Origin of the sequence: Paenibacillus thailandensis (genome assembly GCF_042685365.1) — a bacterium.
In the GTDB taxonomy this organism is placed as follows: Bacteria; Bacillota; Bacilli; order Paenibacillales; family Paenibacillaceae; genus Paenibacillus_AP; species Paenibacillus_AP thailandensis.
In genome coordinates, this window is the sequence record NZ_JBHUMY010000007.1 from 271,443 (window position 1) to 288,311 (window position 16,869).

The window sequence follows — 16,869 nt, forward strand, 5'->3', positions numbered from 1 at the left end:
CACTTTTGCACCTCGTGCGGCGCTCCCGTGCCGTCCGTGCACCCACCTGGTGCACTTTTGCACCTCGTGCGGCGCTCCCGTGCCGTCCGTGCACCCACCTGGTGCACTTTTGCACCTCGTGCGGCGCTCCCGCGCCGTCCCGGTACCCACGTGGTGCACTTTTGCACCTCATGGGGCGCTCCGGTGCCGGCCCGGTACCCACGTGGTGCACTTTTGCACCTCGTGCGGCGCTCCGGTGCCGTCCGGGCATCCATCGGGTGCATTATTGCACCTCGTGCGACGCTCCGGTGCCGGCCCGGTACCCACGTGGTGCACTTTTGCACCTCATGCGGCGCTCCCGTGCCGTCCGGGCACCCACCTGGTGCACTTTTGCACCTCGTGCGGCGCTCCCGCGCCGGCCGGGCGCCCATGACGCTTTGCTCATCGCTTTTTCCGCTCGGAATACGGGTTACTTCCGGTAAAAACGTAACGGATGCGAGGCAGCTTGTACAGCAGCCCCGGCCTTTTGTCCAGCAGATTGTTCTCGACATTGCAAGTGACCAGCCGGCGCAGGCCGGCCATTGTACCGGGGAGTTCGCGTATGCCGGTATGGTTCACGGTTAAATGCTCCAACGCCTCCAATTCGCCGATTTCATCGGGCAACCGGTTCAGCGACATCGCCGCCTTCGGAATAACGCCGCCGACCGGCACGCCATAGTAGCTCCCACCGATAATAGACAAGCTTCGCAGACGCTTCAACCGTCCGATTTCCGGCGGGATTTCCTCCAGGTCGGCGCAATAAATCGTCAGTTCCTCCAGCGTTTCGATATCGAACAGCTCGCGGGGAAGCCGCCTGACGTTCTGCTCGAATAATGTCAGCTGCTTTAGCCGTTTCAGCTTGCCGATTCGTGGCGGAATTTCGGTTATGCCGAAGTTTTCGATATGCAGCGACAGCGCTTGATGCCGGATGGCGTCGTCCAGAAACTTGTCGAAATCCACATGCCGGCTTAACTCCAGAAACAAACCTTCGATTTCGTTCGACAGCCGCTCCGCTTCCGCTTCCTCAACGGACAATCTCCCGATCTCTTCATGGGCGATATTCAGAAGAAAATCGTTCCCTTCGCGGTCCCGGAACGTCAAATCCTCCGGCAGGTCGGGGCCCCGCCAAGCGTACAGGCTGTCCGCCGCTTCCTTCAGCAGCGCCCCCGCCTCCTCGCAGCATCGGTAGGCATAATACACGCCCGGCGTATATGCGACGCCGCTCGTTTGACGAAGCTCTTCAAAGGTGTACTCGGCCACCCGGAACGGGAGCAGCTTGGTCAACAGATCCGCATAGTTCTTCGTATACAGGGACACCTCTTCATCGATTCCTTCATACCTATGCACGCCTACAACAAACGTATCGCCGTTTGCGATCGCATAATCGATCAGCGCCTTGTAGCCGTCTCCGTAAGGCTCGGACCGCAATCGGATTGCTTTTTTCACGTGAAACCTCCTCCTTCATGATGAACTCCCCGTTTATTTCCGCGGAAAGCTCCCGATACAGCCCCGACACCCATCCCGATGCCAATTCCGACGCCAATTACGCACATAAGGTTCCCCGTCACGATCCCGCCACAACCCGCCAGTTCCGCTCGCCGTCCGCACGGATGACGCCGTGCCGCCTAATGTAATCGGCTGCGAGCACCGCCATGTCGTCCGCCCCTTCCAGCACGACGGGCTTGCCGCGGAACATGTCGTAATCGCCGCCCCCCGCCGCGCGGTAATTGCTCATGACGACGGTGAACGACCGGTCGTCGGCGACCGGCTCCCCGCCGCGCGTCAGCTTCGTGACCCGCTTGCCGACCGGCAAGGAGACGTTCAGCTCGTATTCGATGCCCGCCCACATATCGTAGTTATAGTGCTGCGGCTTCGGCTCCAAATAGGCCCGGCTTACGGCAGGCCCGCCCGCTTCGTCCATGTCGAAATAAGCGGCCGTCTGCTCCAGCGCCTCCCGTATGTCCTTGCCGGTCAGCCGAAGAACCGTTAACGTATTCGGATAGACGAAGTTCGACAGCACGTCGCGCATCGTAATATTCGTTCCGAAGCCCCGGGCCTCTTCGCTTAAAAGCGCCGTATTCGACAGCTCCGCACCCGTCGCCGCAAGCTGAACCTGATGTACGAACGAAATAAAAGGATGCGCCGCCAAGCGGCAGGCAAACGGGTCGTCGATCCGCAAATCGCCTTCCGCCCGGCCGATCGGCTCGTCCAGCCAGCTTTGCGTCCGCCGCTCCAGCTCGCCGGTCAGCTTCATAACCGCCTCGTCCGCCGGCGTCGCTTCGTCCGGCTGCAGCAGCTCCGCGCGCTTCGCGGTAACGGCCCATCGGCCTCCGCTCTTCTCGAGCTCGACCGTAACCATCCCGACGGCTTGCCCGCCCGACCCCGGCTGAACGACGGCCACCCCGTTAACTTCCCCGGCGATTAGCCGGTGCTGATGCCCGGTAACCAGCACGTCAATCCCTTCGGCTTCCGCGCATATGGCGTAGCCTTGATTTTCGCCCGAAAGCCGCTCCGTCGGCTCCCCGGTCTCCAGATCGCGTTCGAAGCCGCCGTGGTAGCTGACGATCAGCAGATCCGGCCGCTCCGTGTCGCGGATGCGCCGGACCCATTCCTTCGCCGCTTCAAGCGCGTCCCGGAACTTCAGTCCTTCGATATGGCGGGGATTTTCCCAATTCGGGATATAATGCGTCGTAAGGCCCAATATAACCGCCTTTAATTGGCCTTCCAGCCATTTGACGACATACGGCGGACCAAAAGCCGGCTCGCCCGTCGATTCGTCCACGATATTGGCGGACAGCCACGGAAACCGGGAATCGCGAACCGCCTGCCGCAGCAGCGGAAGGCCGTAATTGAACTCGTGATTGCCGGGAACGGCGGCATCGTAACCGAGCGCGTCCAGCGCTTGAATGAACGGGTGAGTCCCTTCCGGCCTTGCAGCCGCGAAAGAAGCAAGAGGCGAGCCTTGCAGCAGGTCGCCGTTATCGATCAGCAGCATCGCTTCCCCGCGTTCCCGCACCTGCCGGATCAACGATCCGAGCTTCGCGAGTCCCGTGTCCTTCTTCCCGTTCGTCCGGTAATCGATGTCCCGAATGTACCCATGAATGTCGCTGGTCGCCATAATCCGGCATATAATGCGTTCTTTCTGCTCCATCTCTCCCACTCTCCTGCCCTATCGACTTATTCTTCCATTGTAGCAGTTTATACCTGACTTTATATGTAACTTTTTGTCTTTACAATATATTAATTCCTACTTTACCTAAAGATAATAAAAGCTTAATATATTAGGCAAGTAAGACTAATAGAAAGATTTGGAGGGAATCAGATTGAAAAAATTGCGCGCATTTGCTTTACCGCTGCTCTTGTCCGCGGTTCTCATGTTGGGCGCCTGCGGGGGCAACGGCGGCTCTTCTTCCAACGGGGGCTCGTCCGCCGCTCCGACTCCGGGCGAATCCGCTTCTGCATCGCCGTCGGCCGAACCTAGCGCGGCTCCCGAGGGGTATGTTCCGACCGAATTGACCGTCCAATTCGTTCCTTCGCAAAACGCGGACACGCTGGAAGCGAAAGCGAAGCCGCTCGAGAAGCTTCTGGGGGACAAGCTGGGCATTCCGGTTAAAGTCAGCGTATCGACGGACTACAACACCATCATCGAAGCGATGGCTTCGAAAAAAGTCGACGTCGGCTTCCTGCCTCCGACGGCTTACGTGCTGGCGAAAGAAAAAGGCGCGGCCGAGGTCGCTCTCCAGGCGCAGCGCTACGGCGTCGAAGACGCTACCGGCAAAGAGACGACCGAGCTGGTCGATTCGTATTACGCGATGATTATCGTCAAAAAAGATTCCCCCATTCAAAGCGTCGCAGACTTAAAAGGCAAAAAAATCGCTTATCAGAACGTCACCTCCTCCGCCGGATACGTATGGCCGGCCGCCGAGCTGCTCGAAGCCGGCATCGACCCGCTGAAGGACGTAGAGCCGGTTACGGTTAAAGGCCACGATCAGGCGGTAATCGCCGTGCTGAACGGCGACGTGGACGCAGCCGCTATTTTCCAAGACGCGCGCAACACCGTCGTGAAAGATTACCCGACCGTATTCGACGATACCCGCGTCGTCGTCAAAACCGAGCCGATTCCGAACGACACGGTCTCCGTCCGTTCCGACATGAACGCCGATTGGGTCGCCAAAATCCAGCAAGCGTTTATCGATATCGGCCAGGATCCGGAAGGCGGCAAAATCATCTTCGACATTTATTCGCACCGCGGCTACGTGAAATCGGAAGACAGCGTATTTAACATCGTCCGCGAATACGGCGAAAAGGTGAAAACCGAGTAAATCCCGTGCTCGATTGGATTTCTTGACAGACGGGACAAGCCAGTATCGGCGCTCCGGCGCCGGTACTGGCTTGTCCCGTTATCCTATACTGGACCGAAAGGTAAGGGGGCAAGCAGGCATGATAGAGCTTCGCAACGTTTCGAAGGTGTACCCCAATGCGACCAAAGGCTTGAACAATATTAACCTGACGATCGGCAAAGGCGAATTCGTCGCCGTCGTCGGCTTGTCCGGCGCCGGCAAGTCGACGCTGCTGCGGTCGATCAACCGGCTGCACGACATTACGGAGGGCGACATCCTCATTAACGGCAGCTCGATTACGCAAGCGAAAGGCAAGCAGCTCCGCCTGATCCGCCGCGATATCGGCATGATTTTCCAAAGCTTCAACCTCGTCAAGCGCTCCAGCGTGCTGCGCAACGTGCTGGCCGGACGGGTCGGCTACCATTCCACGCTCCGCACCGTTCTCGGACGTTTTCCGAAGCAGGACGTCGATCTGGCGTTCGAAGCGCTGAACCGGGTCAACATCGTGGAGAAAGCTTATTCCCGCGCCGACGAGCTGTCGGGCGGCCAGCAGCAGCGGGTCGCGATCGCGCGCGTGCTGGCCCAGGAAGCGAAAATCATCCTGGCCGACGAGCCCGTCGCTTCGCTTGATCCGCTGACCACAAAGCAAGTGATGGACGATTTGAAAAAAATTAACGTCGAGCTGGGCATCACGACGATCGTCAACCTACACTTTATCGATCTCGCCAGAGAATACGCGACGAGAATCATCGGCCTGCGGGCAGGCGAAGTCGTCTTCGACGGGCCGGTATCGGAAGCGACCGACGAGCGTTTCGCGGAAATATACGGCCGTCCGATTCAGCGGGACGAAATGCTTGGGGATGTCGTATGAGCATGAACGCCGATTTGAACGTCCCTAACGCCAAGCCGGAAATCAACCGTCCCGCTCCTCCCGGCCGTTTGAAGCATCTTTTGACGGCTGCGCTAATTGTTGTGCTCCTGTGGGGCAGCGGCATTCAGACGGAAGCTTCCTTTAAAGAGTTATTCATCGGCCTGCCGAACATGTGGGATTTGCTGGAGCAAATGTTTCCGCCGCGCTGGTCGTATTTCGACAACATCGTAACCGGCATGCTGGACACGATCCGAATGGCGCTGCTCGGCACGACGATCGGCGCGATTATCGCCATTCCCGTCGCCCTGCTTTGCGCAAGCAACCTGACGCCGAACCGCTGGCTGTATTATCCGGCCCGCTTCGTGCTCAATCTGGTGCGGACGATTCCGGACCTGCTGCTCGCCGCGATATTCGTGGCCGTATTCGGCATCGGTCCGGTGCCGGGCATCCTTGCGCTGGCCGTGTTTTCCGTCGGCTTGATCGCCAAGCTGCTGTACGAGGCGCTGGAGACGATCGACCGCGGACCGCTGGAGGCGATGACCGCCGTCGGGGCTAACCGGGTGCAATGGATCGTCTACGGCGTCGTGCCGCAGATCCAGGCGCACTTTATATCGTTCGTGCTGTATACGTTCGAAATCAACGTCCGGGCCGCAGCGATCCTCGGTCTTGTAGGGGCCGGCGGCATCGGGCTTTATTACGAAGCGACGCTTGGTTTTCTCGAATACGACAAAACTTGCGTCATCATCTTATTTACACTGGCTATCGTCTTGCTGATCGATTACGCGAGCACGAAGCTGCGGGAGAAGCTGCTATGATGAATACATGGGAAACCGTCGTTCGCAAGCCGAAGAAGAACCCTTACCGCTGGCTCATCTACATCGCGCTTATCGCCGTTTACGTTTGGGCGCTCGCGGGCGTGCCGTTCTCCGGCTTCAAGGAAACCGCGGGCCAAGTCATGAAATCGATCGTGGCCGGCATTTTTTCGCCGGATTGGGATTACGTCTATTTGCCGGACGGCGAAGATTTGCTGCGGGGGCTGCTCGATACGCTTGCCATCTCCGTGCTGGGCACGTTCATTTCCGCGGTGTTGTGCATCCCGTTTGCCTTCTGGGCATCGCGCAACATGAGCCGCTTCCGTGCCGCCTCCGGCGCCGGCAAAGCGGTGCTCAGCTTCATCCGGACGTTCCCGGAAATCATTATGGCGCTGTTGTTCATCAAGGCGGTCGGTCCGGGCTCGTTCGCGGGGGTGATGGCGCTTGGCCTGCATTCCATCGGAATGCTCGGCAAGCTGTTCTCCGACGAGGTCGAGAATATCGACCGCGGGCCGATCGAAGCGTTGACGGCTTCCGGGGCCAACCGGCTGCAGGTGCTCTGGTACGCCGTCATCCCGCAGGTGCTGCCGGGATTTCTCTCTTACACGCTGTACCGGTTCGAAATTAACGTCCGCTCCGCCACGATCCTCGGCGTCATCGGCGCCGGCGGCATCGGCACGCCGCTCATCTTCGCCCTGAGCACGCGCAGCTGGGACCGCGTCGGCATTATTCTGCTCGGCATCGTCGTCATGATCACGATCATCGACCTCATCTCCGGCGCCATCCGGAAAAAGCTCGTGTAAAGCGGGCTGCACGGCCCCGGTAGCGAAAAGGCATCCGATCATAACGATCGGATGCCTTCGCGTCTTCATGAACGAGCCCGTCAGCGCAGTCCATGACGACTGCTTTTCAACGCCGAGTCCCATGCTCTCTTCATTTCCGTCAAGCTTTCGTACCTCGTCATTCGGTCTGGATTTACCGCCTGCAGGGCGACCTGGTAAAGCGCCTCGCCCGCTTCCCATTTTTCGAAGGAGCGATCTAGCTCGCCGCCCAGCAAAGCAAAAGCGGTCGCCCCCATCGTAAATACATTGGTTCGTTCATCAATCGGAGCGCCAAATTCAAATTCTTCCGGCGACATAAAACGGGATGACCCCCAAAGCCTGCCCATTGTGTTGACGAACGGCTTCCTTTGGTAAAGGTCAATATCGCATATTTGAATTTCGTTTTTCTCAAAATCGTACATCAGGCTGCCGTCATAAAAATCAACGGCGACAAAACCGTTTTGTGCAACAAACTCATGGAATGAAAAAATGCGATCCAACGATTCCAGCCTTTGTTCGACGGACAGCCGTCTGAATCGATAATAAGGGGAATCGGGATGAGTATACTTGTCGGGCGGAGGAAACGACCAGTGAGGATGAAGGGATTCTCCTTCAAACCATTTGAAGATGGCGGCATAGCCCGATCCCGCGTAGAAATGATCAACCAGCGTAACTAAGGACGGGTGGCGTAATTCATGATAAAGGCGTACGGCTGTTTTCAGGTTTGCAATGGCTTCCTGTTCGCCGCCGGAATAAGCTAACGTTTTGGCTCCGGCGTACTTCACAAAGAACTTCCCTGCGCCGCTTTCAACGCCGAAGCCAATGTTTCCGGAATCCTGTTGGTCGAAAACGGCAAACACCCGGCCCAGCTCTTCAAGCCAATGAAAATCATGTTTTTGTTGTAACCGAAACGCCACATCGTGAAGTTCGATACGGCAATGATTCGTCATCCGATCTCTCCTTTTGGTTTACAAAATGAAAAGGGTGTCCCCCTTCGTTTTATGATGACTTTTGGGACAGCCCCTAGGAATATTTTAATATTCGCCTTTAATGACAAAAAACGAACCCCGAATCGTTCCGGCCAGTTTAGACTTCTGCCTGGCGAACTTAAACTTCCCTTCCAGCTCCTTCGGCACTTCCATCCCTTCGGAAAGCTTAAAGCCAACAGCCCGCTTCTTGGGGTCATCGACCGTATACATGACGTTGATCCCTAGACCATCCTCGTAAAAGACGAAAGCCCATTTGATATTTTCCACTTGAAAACGCGATGTTTCCAGAGGTTTGGCCGCAAACTCAATGCCGCGTTCTTCCTTTAAAATGCGGTTCACATAATCCAGGGTCTCCTGGCTTTCGCTGGCGGGTACAACCGTAAACTCATGCTTGTATTTGTTCATAAAGTAACGGGCTTCATTCGCGCGTAAACCGGCAAGCGCTTCTGCCACAGGCGAAACTTCCAAACCGGCCGTAGACACATTTTTGAAATCAACGATATTGGACATTTTCAACTCTCCTCGTATCCCTTTATTTTATAAACGAAATCCGTGTTGTTGTTCCGATGCAGTTACTGCTCCAGCACCTTTTCAAGCTCGCCGCACCATTTAGTCCAGCCATATTTGGCGCCGTTCAGTGCCGGAGCATTCGAAATTCCGGTTTGTTCGAGATGCAGGTTAACCTTTCCGTCCCCTAAATCCTGCAGCGTCCAGGTGACCGTGTGCTTCTCGCCGCTCGCCCAAGTATAGGACAACCGGTGCGGTTCCTCCACGAGCAGTACTTCGCCTTCGATAATTCCGTTCCAATATTCGTTCGGCTGCGTGCGGAACTGAAACCGATGTCCCACGACGGGTTCAAAATCATTCTCCATCGGCTGCCCGGTGTGGATGTTGGCCACCCACTTGGCAAGCTTGCTCGAATCGGTTAAAGCGGACCAAAGCTTCTCGATCGATGTCGCGAACTGAAAATCCATAGATAAAGTTAAACTCATTCTTCTTCCTCCTCTAATAGTTGTTTCAAGCGCAGCATATTCTCGCTCCAGAAATTGCTGTAGAAAGCCACCCAATCTTGAATTTCTTTGAGCGGAGAGGCGTTGAGCCTAAACCGCGTCTCTCTGCCGACTTTCCGGTCATATACCAGTCCGGCCTCTTTCAGGATCGTCAAATGCTTGGATACCGCCGTACGTCCCATTGGAAAATGCGGCGTTAATTCATGAAGCGGCAGCTCCTCAGATTCCGCTAGCAGACGAATGATTCGGCGCCTGGTCGGATCTGCGATCGCGTCAAACACATCCCTCACAGCACTCCCTCCTTGTTTTCTCTAGTCAGTATCTTCTGGCGGGAAGAAGGGTTCTCCGTTAATTTTACCACGATCCCTAAAGTTTGCGGTTCTTCGGGCGCAGCGCCCACGAAGCGATATTTAGCGCGGCATAACAAAGCGGAAGGATAACATTGAACCCGTTATCGCCATAATCGTTAGCAAACGCATGAGACAAAGCCGCGCCCGTCATCAAAAAGAAGATACCCGCGTAAGCCCATTCTTTAAGCCGAGGAAACCCCGGCATAAGGAGAGCGATGGCTCCAAGCACCTTCCAAATCCCGAGAATGGTCAGGATGTACAACGGGTAACCAAGACTCGTCACCAGCTCGAGGTTCCCCCCATATTGCAGCAGTTGCCCTATACCGCTCATTATAACAGCTGCTGCAAGCAGTGATGTGACAGACCAATAAGCGATCGCTTTCCCTTGGGACCGAACTTCACCTTTCGTGGTTGTTTCCAAACCGATCATTTTACTCATTTGTTTTTCCTCCTCATCATTGTTTCAAGCGAAACTTATTCTGATTCCAAGTTTTCCAAATCGGTATCCGCTAAACCGACACCATTTGGTGTCGGTTTGATTATATGACACCTTACGGTGTCGTGTCAACACTATTTTTAAACTCCGCATGCCCGGCAAAGTATGGGGCCGCCGTTGGAGGTTAAGGCACACAACAAACAAAGCCCCTTTAAGCAAACAATAGCGTTTACTTAAAGGGGCTTGTTCTTGGCGGCCGTTATGATTGCGCTGTACCGCAGAGGTGCGAGCGGTTCGGCTACGGGAGTTAAATATTCATAAAGCTGTCGCGCTCGACCTTGCTGACCCGCAGGAAGTAACGGTCATACCATTCCGTCTTCCCTTTTTGCTGAGCAACCCGATGCAAGGAGTGCTCCTTCCACGCTTTAATATCCTCTAGCGTTTCCCAATAGGAGACGGTAATTCCGAGCCCGTCCTCCTTCGAGCGCACGCTTTCCACGCCCAGGAAGCCTTTCTGCTGCGCGGCAAGCTCGACCATTTTGTCCCCCATGGCCTCGTAGCTCTTATGGTCTCCGTCCGACAGCTGCGAAGTGAAAATAACCGCATAATAAGGCGGTTCCGGCGTTTTGGCAATAGATCCCATTGTTTGATTCCTCCAGTCGCTTAAGTTACGAACTACTTGAATTATAAGAGCACTCTTTCAATAAATAAATTGAATGTTTAAAATAAAGGTTATGAATCTTTTTCATGTTAAAGGAGCAGCCGCATGAGCTTGTTAAAATACGAAATCGTCGTCAAAGCGGCGGAAACCGGAAGCTTCACCAAAGCCGCGGAGCTGCTGAACGTGACGCAGTCGGCCGTCAGCCATGCCGTTTCAAGCCTGGAAACCGAGCTCGGACTTCAGCTTCTTATTCGGGACCGCTCCGGCGTCCGGCTAACGCATGAAGGCGAACGGCTATTGGAATATATGAAAGAAATGGTGCATCTTCAGGAGAAGCTTATGCAGCAAGCCGATCGCATTAAGGGGCTGGAAACCGGAAAGGTTACGATCGGTACTTTTACGAGCGTATCGATTCATTGGCTGCCCGAAATTATCAAACATTTTCAGAACCGATATCCGCTTATCGAGCTCAAGCTGCTTGACGGGGACTACATGGAGATCGAAAGCTGGATTGCGAAAGGCACCGTCGATTTTGGTTTTGTTAACGCAGAGAGAGCCGAAGGGCTGGATCTGATCCGATTAAAAGAGGATAAAATGCTGTTCGTTATGCCTTCCGGGCATAGGCTTTGCGAAGAACGTGTTATCCATATCGGCCATGTCGCGGGCGAGCCGTTCATTATGCCGGCCAAAGGATGCGATACGAACGTTCGTCGATGGTTTGCGGAGCAAGGCGGCTCGCCGAATGTCCGATTCGAGCTGGAAGACGACCATGCCATCATGGCGATGGTGCGAAACGGCCTGGGCGTAAGCATCCTGCCCGAAACGATCGTTTCGGACGCGCCTTCGGGCATTTCGGTTCGCCCGCTTGTCCCGGAAGCCCGCAGAACGATCGGTTTAGCCGCGGTCTCCTTCAAAAAAACGGGACCTGCAGCTTCCAAAGCGATATCGTTTATTATCGAAGCCTTTCGTTCCGAAGAGCGCGGAAGCTGATGTCATCGTTTTAAAAAACGTTCGTAGGTCGGTTTCAAGGTTCATGATGACTCTGCCAGTCGTCTCGAATCCTTCCGGCATGTCTCCGAGATGTTTTACTTTCGCGATAACAAAAACGGTATACGTATCTGTACTTTCCCAATACCAAGCGGCAAACGGCACCCTTTTAGCCTCTAAAATCAAGCCGGCTTCTTCCACCGTTTCGCGGTCCAAAGCCGCATCGATATCCTCATTGCCTTCTATTCTTCCGCCGACCGTAGTTCAAGCTCGTTTGCCCGTTCCAACTGTAAGGAATCCGGCTACGACACTGGATTCGAGAAGGATTCTTCTCCTTTTTTACCGAAAAATCTCCTTCCCGTTCCGTAGCTTCCAAGCAAGCCATGCAGAGCCCGCAACCAATATAAAATGCATAAGGTACAGTAATAAGCCGAGGGGTTCTTTTGATAAGGGATGAAATGAACTCAAGATCAGAACACCCCATATACCATGATAGAGACCGTTAATCCACAGTACGATGCTCCTGCTCCGGCTATATTCTCTTGAGCACATAGCGGTCCCTAACACGAAATGCAGAATACTCCAAAGCCCTCCGATTGGGGCGGCTTCCAAATTCCACAACCGCTCCAAGACCGGTGGAAGGTATAAAACTCCCATGCTGATCGTCGACAACCCCAATAACCGAAGACCGCTGGCCGCATTCATCAAACCTCCTCCTTCCAGACGACTGCATCACCCATTAATTTTAACTTACCCCAAAATATACCATAGAATTGCGCGAGTCGCCGACACAACGGCCCCGCCAGGCCGAAGAATAGCAGCCGACGGAAGGCTCTTACCCTGAATTCGCTCCGTATCGGATGCAAACGGCATCTGAATCTGTCACACTTTTGCCGGCTTTCCTGTCTTATTTATGAAGAGGTGAAACAGCATATCCTTGCGAAGTAAAATCGCAAAGTGCAGGAAGGAGCGTTATGGATACGGAAAAAATGTACCGCGCCTATCGGCCCATGTTGTTCTCGCTAGCCTATCGGATGCTGGGCAGCGTTACCGATGCGGAAGATATCGTGCACGAGGCTTTCATGGCGGTCGGCCGGCTGGAGCCGGAGACGCGTCTTAACAACGAGAAAGCTTATCTATGCAAGATCGTCACGAACCGGTGCCTGAACCTGCTGCACTCTTCCGCCAAGCAGCGGGAAGTATACGTCGGCACATGGCTCCCGGAGCCGCTCGTGTCGCAATGGAATGCCGATACGGACCCGTCCGAAATTTATCAGCAGAAGGAATCTCTCTCGACGGCTTATCTGCTGCTCTTGCAGCAGCTCAATGCTGCCGAGCGGGCCGTCTTCCTGCTGCGAGAAGTATTCGAGTACTCTTATGACGAGATTGCGGACGTCGTAGGGAAAAGCAGCTTCAACTGCCGCCAAATTTTCCATCGGGCTAAAAAAAACATCTGCCGTCGCAAATCTTCGGGAGATGCAGCCAATACCGTAACGGAATCGCAGGTGCGGCAGTTTATCAAGGCGTTGATCGATGGCGATACGGGCATCCTTCTGCAGCTGCTGGCGAAGGACGCGATCCATTACAGCGACGGAGGCGGAAAAGTTCAGGCCGTGCCCCATCCGGTTGCCGGAGCTGCGAACGTGATAAAGTTTTACGAAGCGTTGTTCCGCTGGTTTCGGGCGCCGGACAGCCGCTATTCGTTCAGGATCGCGCTTGTGAACGGGAGCCCCGGTCTCATCTTGACGATCGACGGCCGGGTAGCCTACGTGTATGCGTTCGAAGCCATGGGCGGCCGTATCCGAACGATCTATGCCGTCGCCAATCCGGATAAACTTCGGCATATGTGTCGCTAATCGTAACCGTGGAACACGATAAAATAGGAGGAATAAAGCATGAAAATAACGGAACTGCAGCTCAAGACCGGCAAATTGGAGGAGATGAAACAATTTTACGGGGGGACGTTAGGCTTTCCTTTGGAAGCTCGGTCGTCGAACGCATTCACGGCCGTTGCCGGTGCGACGAGGTTGACGTTCATCCGTGAAGAAGGTGATGCGGCGCCTAATTATCACTTCGCCATGAACATCCCCGAAAACAAGATCGAAGAGGCGAAGGCGTGGCTGCTTGACCGGAGCTGCCCGGTGCTTGAAGCGAAACCGATCGATTTCTTGCACATCGGTGCCGAGGACGATATCGCGTTTTTCGAGGGAACCGACGCGCATGCCTTCTATTTCGAAGATCCGGCGGGCAACCTCGTCGAATTTATCGCTCGGCATCGGATGAACAACGGCTCGTCCGAGCCTTTCGGAAGTTCGTCCGTCCTGAATGTCAGCGAGATCGGATTTCCGCTTCGGAACACCGTGCCGGAGGCGATGGATTACCTGAGATCGCGGATTGACGTTACGCCTTATGTCGGAGACGGGAAGTCGTTTCAGATGCTCGGCGACGATCACGGCATGTTTATTTTGGGCAATACCGAGATCGGTTGGTATCCTACGCGACGAGTACCGGAGATCCATCCGATTCGCATGACCGTGCTGGCGGATTGCAGCGGCGAGTTTCAGCTGGGCGGGTATCCTTACGTCATTCGTACCGTTGCCGAGACGTCATCGCCCGAAGGCGAGGAAGCGATTCGTCCATGAGCTTCAAGCCCATGACGGAGTCGGCGTCCGCCATGCCGGCGGTATAGCCTCGTACCGGCGGTCCGAAGCTTAATCGCCAGCTTCGGACCGCCCTGTATTCGCACGGTTATTACGCGGCCTCCGGCACGGCTGTCTCCGTCGCAGCTTCCTCCGTTACTTCCACGGTAATTGTGTCGCTGGACGTTACGCCCGCGTCGTTGACCAGCTCTCCCCGGTATACATACGTGCCGGGGGTGCGGCCTTCAATCGAAGTGACGGCGCTTTGGGCGTTCGGCGTCGCCGCTTCCAGCTGCTGCGTGTCGATCAGCCGGTCGTTCTCGTAGAGACGGTATTCGGTAGCGTTCGTTCCCCACCACAGATCCATCTCCACGTCGTAGCTGCCGTCGCCGTCCCAGTTGTTCGCCGCCAGCACCGGCTTGCCCGGCGAGGCGTCGGTCACTTTGACCGTCAGCGTATTGCTGGTCGTCGTTCCGTATGCATTCGTAAGCTCCGCCGTGTATACGTAAGTGCCGTTCGCCTTGCCCGTTATCGCGGTTTGTACGGACTGGGCGGACGGCGACGCATCCGTCAATCTCACCTTGTCGATGAGCTCTCCGTCCTCGTACAGTTTATAGAGAACCGCGTTGTTGCCCCACCACATGTTCATCGTAACCGTATAATTTCCGTCCAGAAGCCCGGTGTCGTGCCCGTTATCGTCCGAGAGAACAGGCGCGCCCGGCGCGCCTGCGGCAATCGGAGACTCCATGGCTTCGGCGAAGTCCGACAGTCCTCTTGGCTTCAGTTGATATACGCTTCTAAAAATCGCGGCAACCCCCGTAATGTCTACGACATCCCCTTCCTCGTAAGGAAAATCGGAGAGCGTCAGGCCCGTCCGGGCGTCGACGCGCACATGCGTGCTGATGCCGCCGCCGACCGCATCGAATTCAAAAGATCCGCTTGGCGAAGCCGTTATGATGTTCGTGATCGTAACGCCCTTCAATTGAACAAGCTCGCCTTGGTTCGAATCGTCCACCGTATCCGCAGCTTCGGCTTCCGGCAAATCGGCCGTCCCCGTCTTTTCGATCTTGACGATATCGGCCAGTTCCAGCTCCGTATTGTATATAGCGAGCGGAGCCGTCACCTTCAGCACGTCTCCCTGCTGATAGCCCGCAGCGTTCTGAAAGACGTAGATCCCTCCGGTCTCATCCTGCAAATAGAAAGCTTGTCCGCCGAAAGCGCCCGGCTTCGTCGTCACGACGCCTTCGACGGTCACGATTGTACCGGCGCTTAGCGCACGCGCTTCGGCAATGGAGATCAATTGCGGAATGCCGCCGTTGTCGTCCGGCAGTTCTTCGGCCGGAACGTCGCCGGTCGCGACGGTCTTCGTCAGCAGGTTCGAACCGTTGAGACGGAGGCGCAAATTGGCGGAGCCGGTCGTTCCCGGCTTCAGCCGAACGGTCAAATCCTTGTATGCACGGCCGGTCTCATCGGCCGTCAGGCTGAACGCCGCGCTGTAGCCGTAGGCCGCCGGCCAAGTGCCGTCGGCGTTTTGCACTTGCGCGACCTGCGTGCCGCCCGTCAAATAGATGCCCGCGGTAAAACCGGAGACCGTAGCGCCGGCAGCCATATTGTCCACCACGACCCGAATTTGGAACGGCTCCGCGTTCGGAAGCGTGTCCTGATGGACGAAGCTGTAGACCGGATTATCCACTACGGGAGGGCCGCCGTAGGAGCCGGGCTTAAACGTCGAGCGGTCGTACCATTTATACCCCGCTTCGGGCGCGGCCCACGGCTCCGGCTTCGGTTCCGTCGACGCTTCCGGCGCTTCGAACGGCAGCAGCTCGGTCGGCTCGTCCAGCTCCAGACCGCTTACTTCGCTGAAAGACGTATAGCTTTCCTTCTCGGACAGCCAATCGATCAGATTGACGAGCAGCACGGCGTCGTCCGCTTCCTTGAAGCCGTCGTACGTCGTTTTTTTCGCGCCGGTATCCTCCCGCAAATATTTCGGCGTCACGTCTTCGACCGGCGAGGAGTCCCCGATAAACGCCGCTTTTCCGGCGCCCAGCTTGGAGACGGCGACATACGGGCCTTCCGCGATTCCGCCGCCGTTGTAAACGCCTTGATCGACGGCATTGCCCCACGCCTCGTTCGTTTCCGGCACGTAGACGATCCCTTTCGCTTTGTTCGGATCGATAATCGCCAGCGTAGAGCCGGCATGCATCGCCACGCTCGAGACGCCTTCCGTAATGCCAAACGCCTGCTCCGGCTCTACGATCACGTTGGCGTCGACGTCGCCAAGCGCGTTATACCGGAAACGCACGCCGAAGTTGTCCGCCAGCCAATCCGAGCTTGCGACGTCCTGCATGGCGGCCGAAGCTTTTTCCTCGTCGCTCATTCCTTTAGCCGGATCGTCCCATGCGCCGCGGCGATAGCCGTTAAACGATTCCGAGCCGTCCCAGCGGTTTTTGTTCCGGTCCGCGTTGTAATGGTCCCCGATAAAGAAAATGCTGCCTCCCGACTCCACATACTGCTCCATGGCCGCCTGCTCGCTCGTTTTGAAAGGAATGTTGGGCTCGGCGATAACGAATACGTCATAGTCTTTCAGATCGTCGTAGGTGAAAGGCGTCGTTTTGCGGAGTTCCTTCACATAGTAGCCGTTATTCGCGAGGGCGTTCCCGAAATCCGAAAAGCCGCCGTCGATGACCCAGTCCGCCGCACCCGCGGTTTGGGCGTGCGTGTTGTCGAACAGCACCTTTTTGCCGGCGTTATCGTTCACGACCTTGGCTTCGATATACGGAGCCGGATCGGTCGGCCCTTCCGCGAAGGCGGACGGAATGCCGCTTCCCCAATGAGCTTGAACGGGCAATGCCAACGATGCGATAAGAGCCGCTTTCCATAACCATTTCGCTTTCCATCCAGCAAGCTTCCCCACTACGAATCCTCCTTTAATAGA

16 protein-coding genes and 1 pseudogene are annotated in these 16,869 nt (G+C 55.9%); 7 read left to right on the forward strand and 10 right to left on the reverse strand.

All coding sequences use genetic code 11. The features are described 5' to 3' along the window. Window positions 1-420: 420 nt before the first annotated feature. Together ACFSW5_RS08935 and ACFSW5_RS08940 are read right to left on the reverse strand one after the other, a co-directional pair. Window positions 421-1,464 carry a leucine-rich repeat domain-containing protein gene (locus ACFSW5_RS08935; RefSeq protein WP_379271621.1) on the reverse strand — a complete coding sequence of 348 codons (1,044 nt, stop codon included), beginning with the start codon at window positions 1,462-1,464 and terminating at the stop codon, window positions 421-423. Window positions 1,465-1,582: 118 nt separating this feature from the next. Further along, complete coding sequence (locus ACFSW5_RS08940) at window positions 1,583-3,169, reverse strand: bifunctional metallophosphatase/5'-nucleotidase (protein WP_379271624.1); 1,587 nt, start codon at window positions 3,167-3,169, stop codon at window positions 1,583-1,585. 223 nt (window positions 3,170-3,392) lie between these two features. Here ACFSW5_RS08940 and ACFSW5_RS08945 point away from each other — a divergent pair, with 223 nt between their 5' ends. The 4 genes from ACFSW5_RS08945 (at window position 3,393) to phnE (ACFSW5_RS08960) (ending at window position 6,844) form a co-directional block, all read left to right on the forward strand. After that, window positions 3,393-4,340, forward strand: coding sequence for a phosphate/phosphite/phosphonate ABC transporter substrate-binding protein (locus ACFSW5_RS08945; RefSeq protein WP_379271825.1), 948 nt, complete (start codon window positions 3,393-3,395; stop codon window positions 4,338-4,340). 118 nt (window positions 4,341-4,458) lie between these two features. Continuing rightward, window positions 4,459-5,229, forward strand: a complete 771-nt coding sequence (gene phnC, locus ACFSW5_RS08950) for a phosphonate ABC transporter ATP-binding protein (protein ID WP_379271626.1) — start codon at window positions 4,459-4,461, stop codon at window positions 5,227-5,229. Between the two features lie 2 nt (window positions 5,230-5,231). After that, a complete protein-coding gene (phnE, locus tag ACFSW5_RS08955; RefSeq protein ID WP_379271628.1) occupies window positions 5,232-6,044 on the forward strand; it encodes a phosphonate ABC transporter, permease protein PhnE in 813 nt (270 codons plus the stop codon). Further along, entirely contained in the window at window positions 6,044-6,844 is an 801-nt protein-coding gene (gene phnE / locus ACFSW5_RS08960; RefSeq protein WP_379271828.1) for a phosphonate ABC transporter, permease protein PhnE, read from the forward strand. Before phnE (ACFSW5_RS08955) ends, phnE (ACFSW5_RS08960) begins: the two co-directional genes overlap by 1 nt. A gap of 80 nt (window positions 6,845-6,924) precedes the next feature. On the opposite strand, the gene ACFSW5_RS08965 is transcribed toward phnE (ACFSW5_RS08960), so the two are convergent. The 6 genes from ACFSW5_RS08965 to ACFSW5_RS08990 all read right to left on the reverse strand — a co-directional run bounded on the left by ACFSW5_RS08965 (window position 6,925) and on the right by ACFSW5_RS08990 (window position 10,290). Continuing rightward, window positions 6,925-7,812 carry a serine/threonine protein kinase gene (locus ACFSW5_RS08965; RefSeq protein ID WP_379271630.1) on the reverse strand — a complete coding sequence of 296 codons (888 nt, stop codon included), beginning with the start codon at window positions 7,810-7,812 and terminating at the stop codon, window positions 6,925-6,927. A gap of 84 nt (window positions 7,813-7,896) precedes the next feature. Next, a complete protein-coding gene (locus ACFSW5_RS08970) occupies window positions 7,897-8,361 on the reverse strand; it encodes a phage tail protein (RefSeq protein WP_379271632.1) in 465 nt (154 codons plus the stop codon). 62 nt (window positions 8,362-8,423) lie between these two features. Continuing rightward, on the reverse strand, window positions 8,424-8,843 hold the full coding sequence (locus tag ACFSW5_RS08975) for an SRPBCC family protein (protein WP_379271634.1): 420 nt from the start codon (window positions 8,841-8,843) through the stop codon (window positions 8,424-8,426). Further along, the gene (locus ACFSW5_RS08980) at window positions 8,840-9,151 is read right to left on the reverse strand and encodes an ArsR/SmtB family transcription factor (protein ID WP_379271636.1); all 312 of its coding nucleotides are present in this window, start codon (window positions 9,149-9,151) and stop codon (window positions 8,840-8,842) included. The genes ACFSW5_RS08975 and ACFSW5_RS08980 overlap by 4 nt, the downstream gene beginning before the upstream one ends. Window positions 9,152-9,227: 76 nt before the next feature. Next, the gene (locus ACFSW5_RS08985) at window positions 9,228-9,650 is read right to left on the reverse strand and encodes a DoxX family protein (protein ID WP_379271638.1); all 423 of its coding nucleotides are present in this window, start codon (window positions 9,648-9,650) and stop codon (window positions 9,228-9,230) included. A 304-nt stretch (window positions 9,651-9,954) separates the two neighbouring features. Beyond that, the gene (locus ACFSW5_RS08990) at window positions 9,955-10,290 is read right to left on the reverse strand and encodes an antibiotic biosynthesis monooxygenase family protein (RefSeq protein ID WP_379271641.1); all 336 of its coding nucleotides are present in this window, start codon (window positions 10,288-10,290) and stop codon (window positions 9,955-9,957) included. 123 nt (window positions 10,291-10,413) lie between these two features. Here ACFSW5_RS08990 and ACFSW5_RS08995 point away from each other — a divergent pair, with 123 nt between their 5' ends. Beyond that, window positions 10,414-11,298: a LysR family transcriptional regulator gene (locus tag ACFSW5_RS08995; protein ID WP_379271643.1), complete on the forward strand. Its 885-nt coding sequence runs from the start codon at window positions 10,414-10,416 to the stop codon at window positions 11,296-11,298. On the opposite strand, the pseudogene ACFSW5_RS09000 reads toward ACFSW5_RS08995, so the two are convergent. After that, window positions 11,203-11,544, reverse strand: a pseudogene (locus ACFSW5_RS09000) (hypothetical protein); the annotation flags it as partial. The gene ACFSW5_RS08995 and the pseudogene ACFSW5_RS09000 overlap by 96 nt on opposite strands. Before the next feature lie 725 nt (window positions 11,545-12,269). Here ACFSW5_RS09000 and ACFSW5_RS09005 point away from each other — a divergent pair. Together ACFSW5_RS09005 and ACFSW5_RS09010 are read left to right on the forward strand one after the other, a co-directional pair. Further along, window positions 12,270-13,151 carry an RNA polymerase sigma-70 factor gene (locus ACFSW5_RS09005; RefSeq protein ID WP_379271645.1) on the forward strand — a complete coding sequence of 294 codons (882 nt, stop codon included), beginning with the start codon at window positions 12,270-12,272 and terminating at the stop codon, window positions 13,149-13,151. Window positions 13,152-13,190: 39 nt separating this feature from the next. Continuing rightward, a complete protein-coding gene (locus ACFSW5_RS09010) occupies window positions 13,191-13,937 on the forward strand; it encodes a VOC family protein (protein ID WP_379271647.1) in 747 nt (248 codons plus the stop codon). 109 nt (window positions 13,938-14,046) lie between these two features. Here the strand turns inward: ACFSW5_RS09010 and ACFSW5_RS09015 are convergent, their stop codons facing one another. Beyond that, window positions 14,047-16,848 (reverse strand): endonuclease, encoded by a 2,802-nt coding sequence (locus ACFSW5_RS09015; protein WP_379271649.1) that lies wholly within the window; start codon window positions 16,846-16,848, stop codon window positions 14,047-14,049. Between the last annotated feature and the right edge of the window lie 21 nt (window positions 16,849-16,869).

Bases quoted from the DNA above. Each gene is read 5' to 3' on its own strand.
- ACFSW5_RS08970 (WP_379271632.1), bottom strand. From the start codon at position 8,361: ATGTCCAATATCGTTGATTTCAAAAATGTGTCTACGGCCGGTTTGGAA.
- phnE (WP_379271828.1), top strand. From the start codon at position 6,044: ATGAATACATGGGAAACCGTCGTTCGCAAGCCGAAGAAGAACCCTTAC.
- ACFSW5_RS08940 (WP_379271624.1), bottom strand. From the start codon at position 3,169: ATGGAGCAGAAAGAACGCATTATATGCCGGATTATGGCGACCAGCGAC.
- phnC (WP_379271626.1), top strand. From the start codon at position 4,459: ATGATAGAGCTTCGCAACGTTTCGAAGGTGTACCCCAATGCGACCAAA.
- phnE (WP_379271628.1), top strand. From the start codon at position 5,232: ATGAACGCCGATTTGAACGTCCCTAACGCCAAGCCGGAAATCAACCGT.
- ACFSW5_RS08985 (WP_379271638.1), bottom strand. From the start codon at position 9,650: ATGAGTAAAATGATCGGTTTGGAAACAACCACGAAAGGTGAAGTTCGG.
- ACFSW5_RS08995 (WP_379271643.1), top strand. From the start codon at position 10,414: ATGAGCTTGTTAAAATACGAAATCGTCGTCAAAGCGGCGGAAACCGGA.
- ACFSW5_RS09005 (WP_379271645.1), top strand. From the start codon at position 12,270: ATGGATACGGAAAAAATGTACCGCGCCTATCGGCCCATGTTGTTCTCG.
- ACFSW5_RS08975 (WP_379271634.1), bottom strand. From the start codon at position 8,843: ATGAGTTTAACTTTATCTATGGATTTTCAGTTCGCGACATCGATCGAG.
- ACFSW5_RS08965 (WP_379271630.1), bottom strand. From the start codon at position 7,812: ATGACGAATCATTGCCGTATCGAACTTCACGATGTGGCGTTTCGGTTA.
- ACFSW5_RS08945 (WP_379271825.1), top strand. From the start codon at position 3,393: ATGTTGGGCGCCTGCGGGGGCAACGGCGGCTCTTCTTCCAACGGGGGC.
- ACFSW5_RS08990 (WP_379271641.1), bottom strand. From the start codon at position 10,290: ATGGGATCTATTGCCAAAACGCCGGAACCGCCTTATTATGCGGTTATT.
- ACFSW5_RS09010 (WP_379271647.1), top strand. From the start codon at position 13,191: ATGAAAATAACGGAACTGCAGCTCAAGACCGGCAAATTGGAGGAGATG.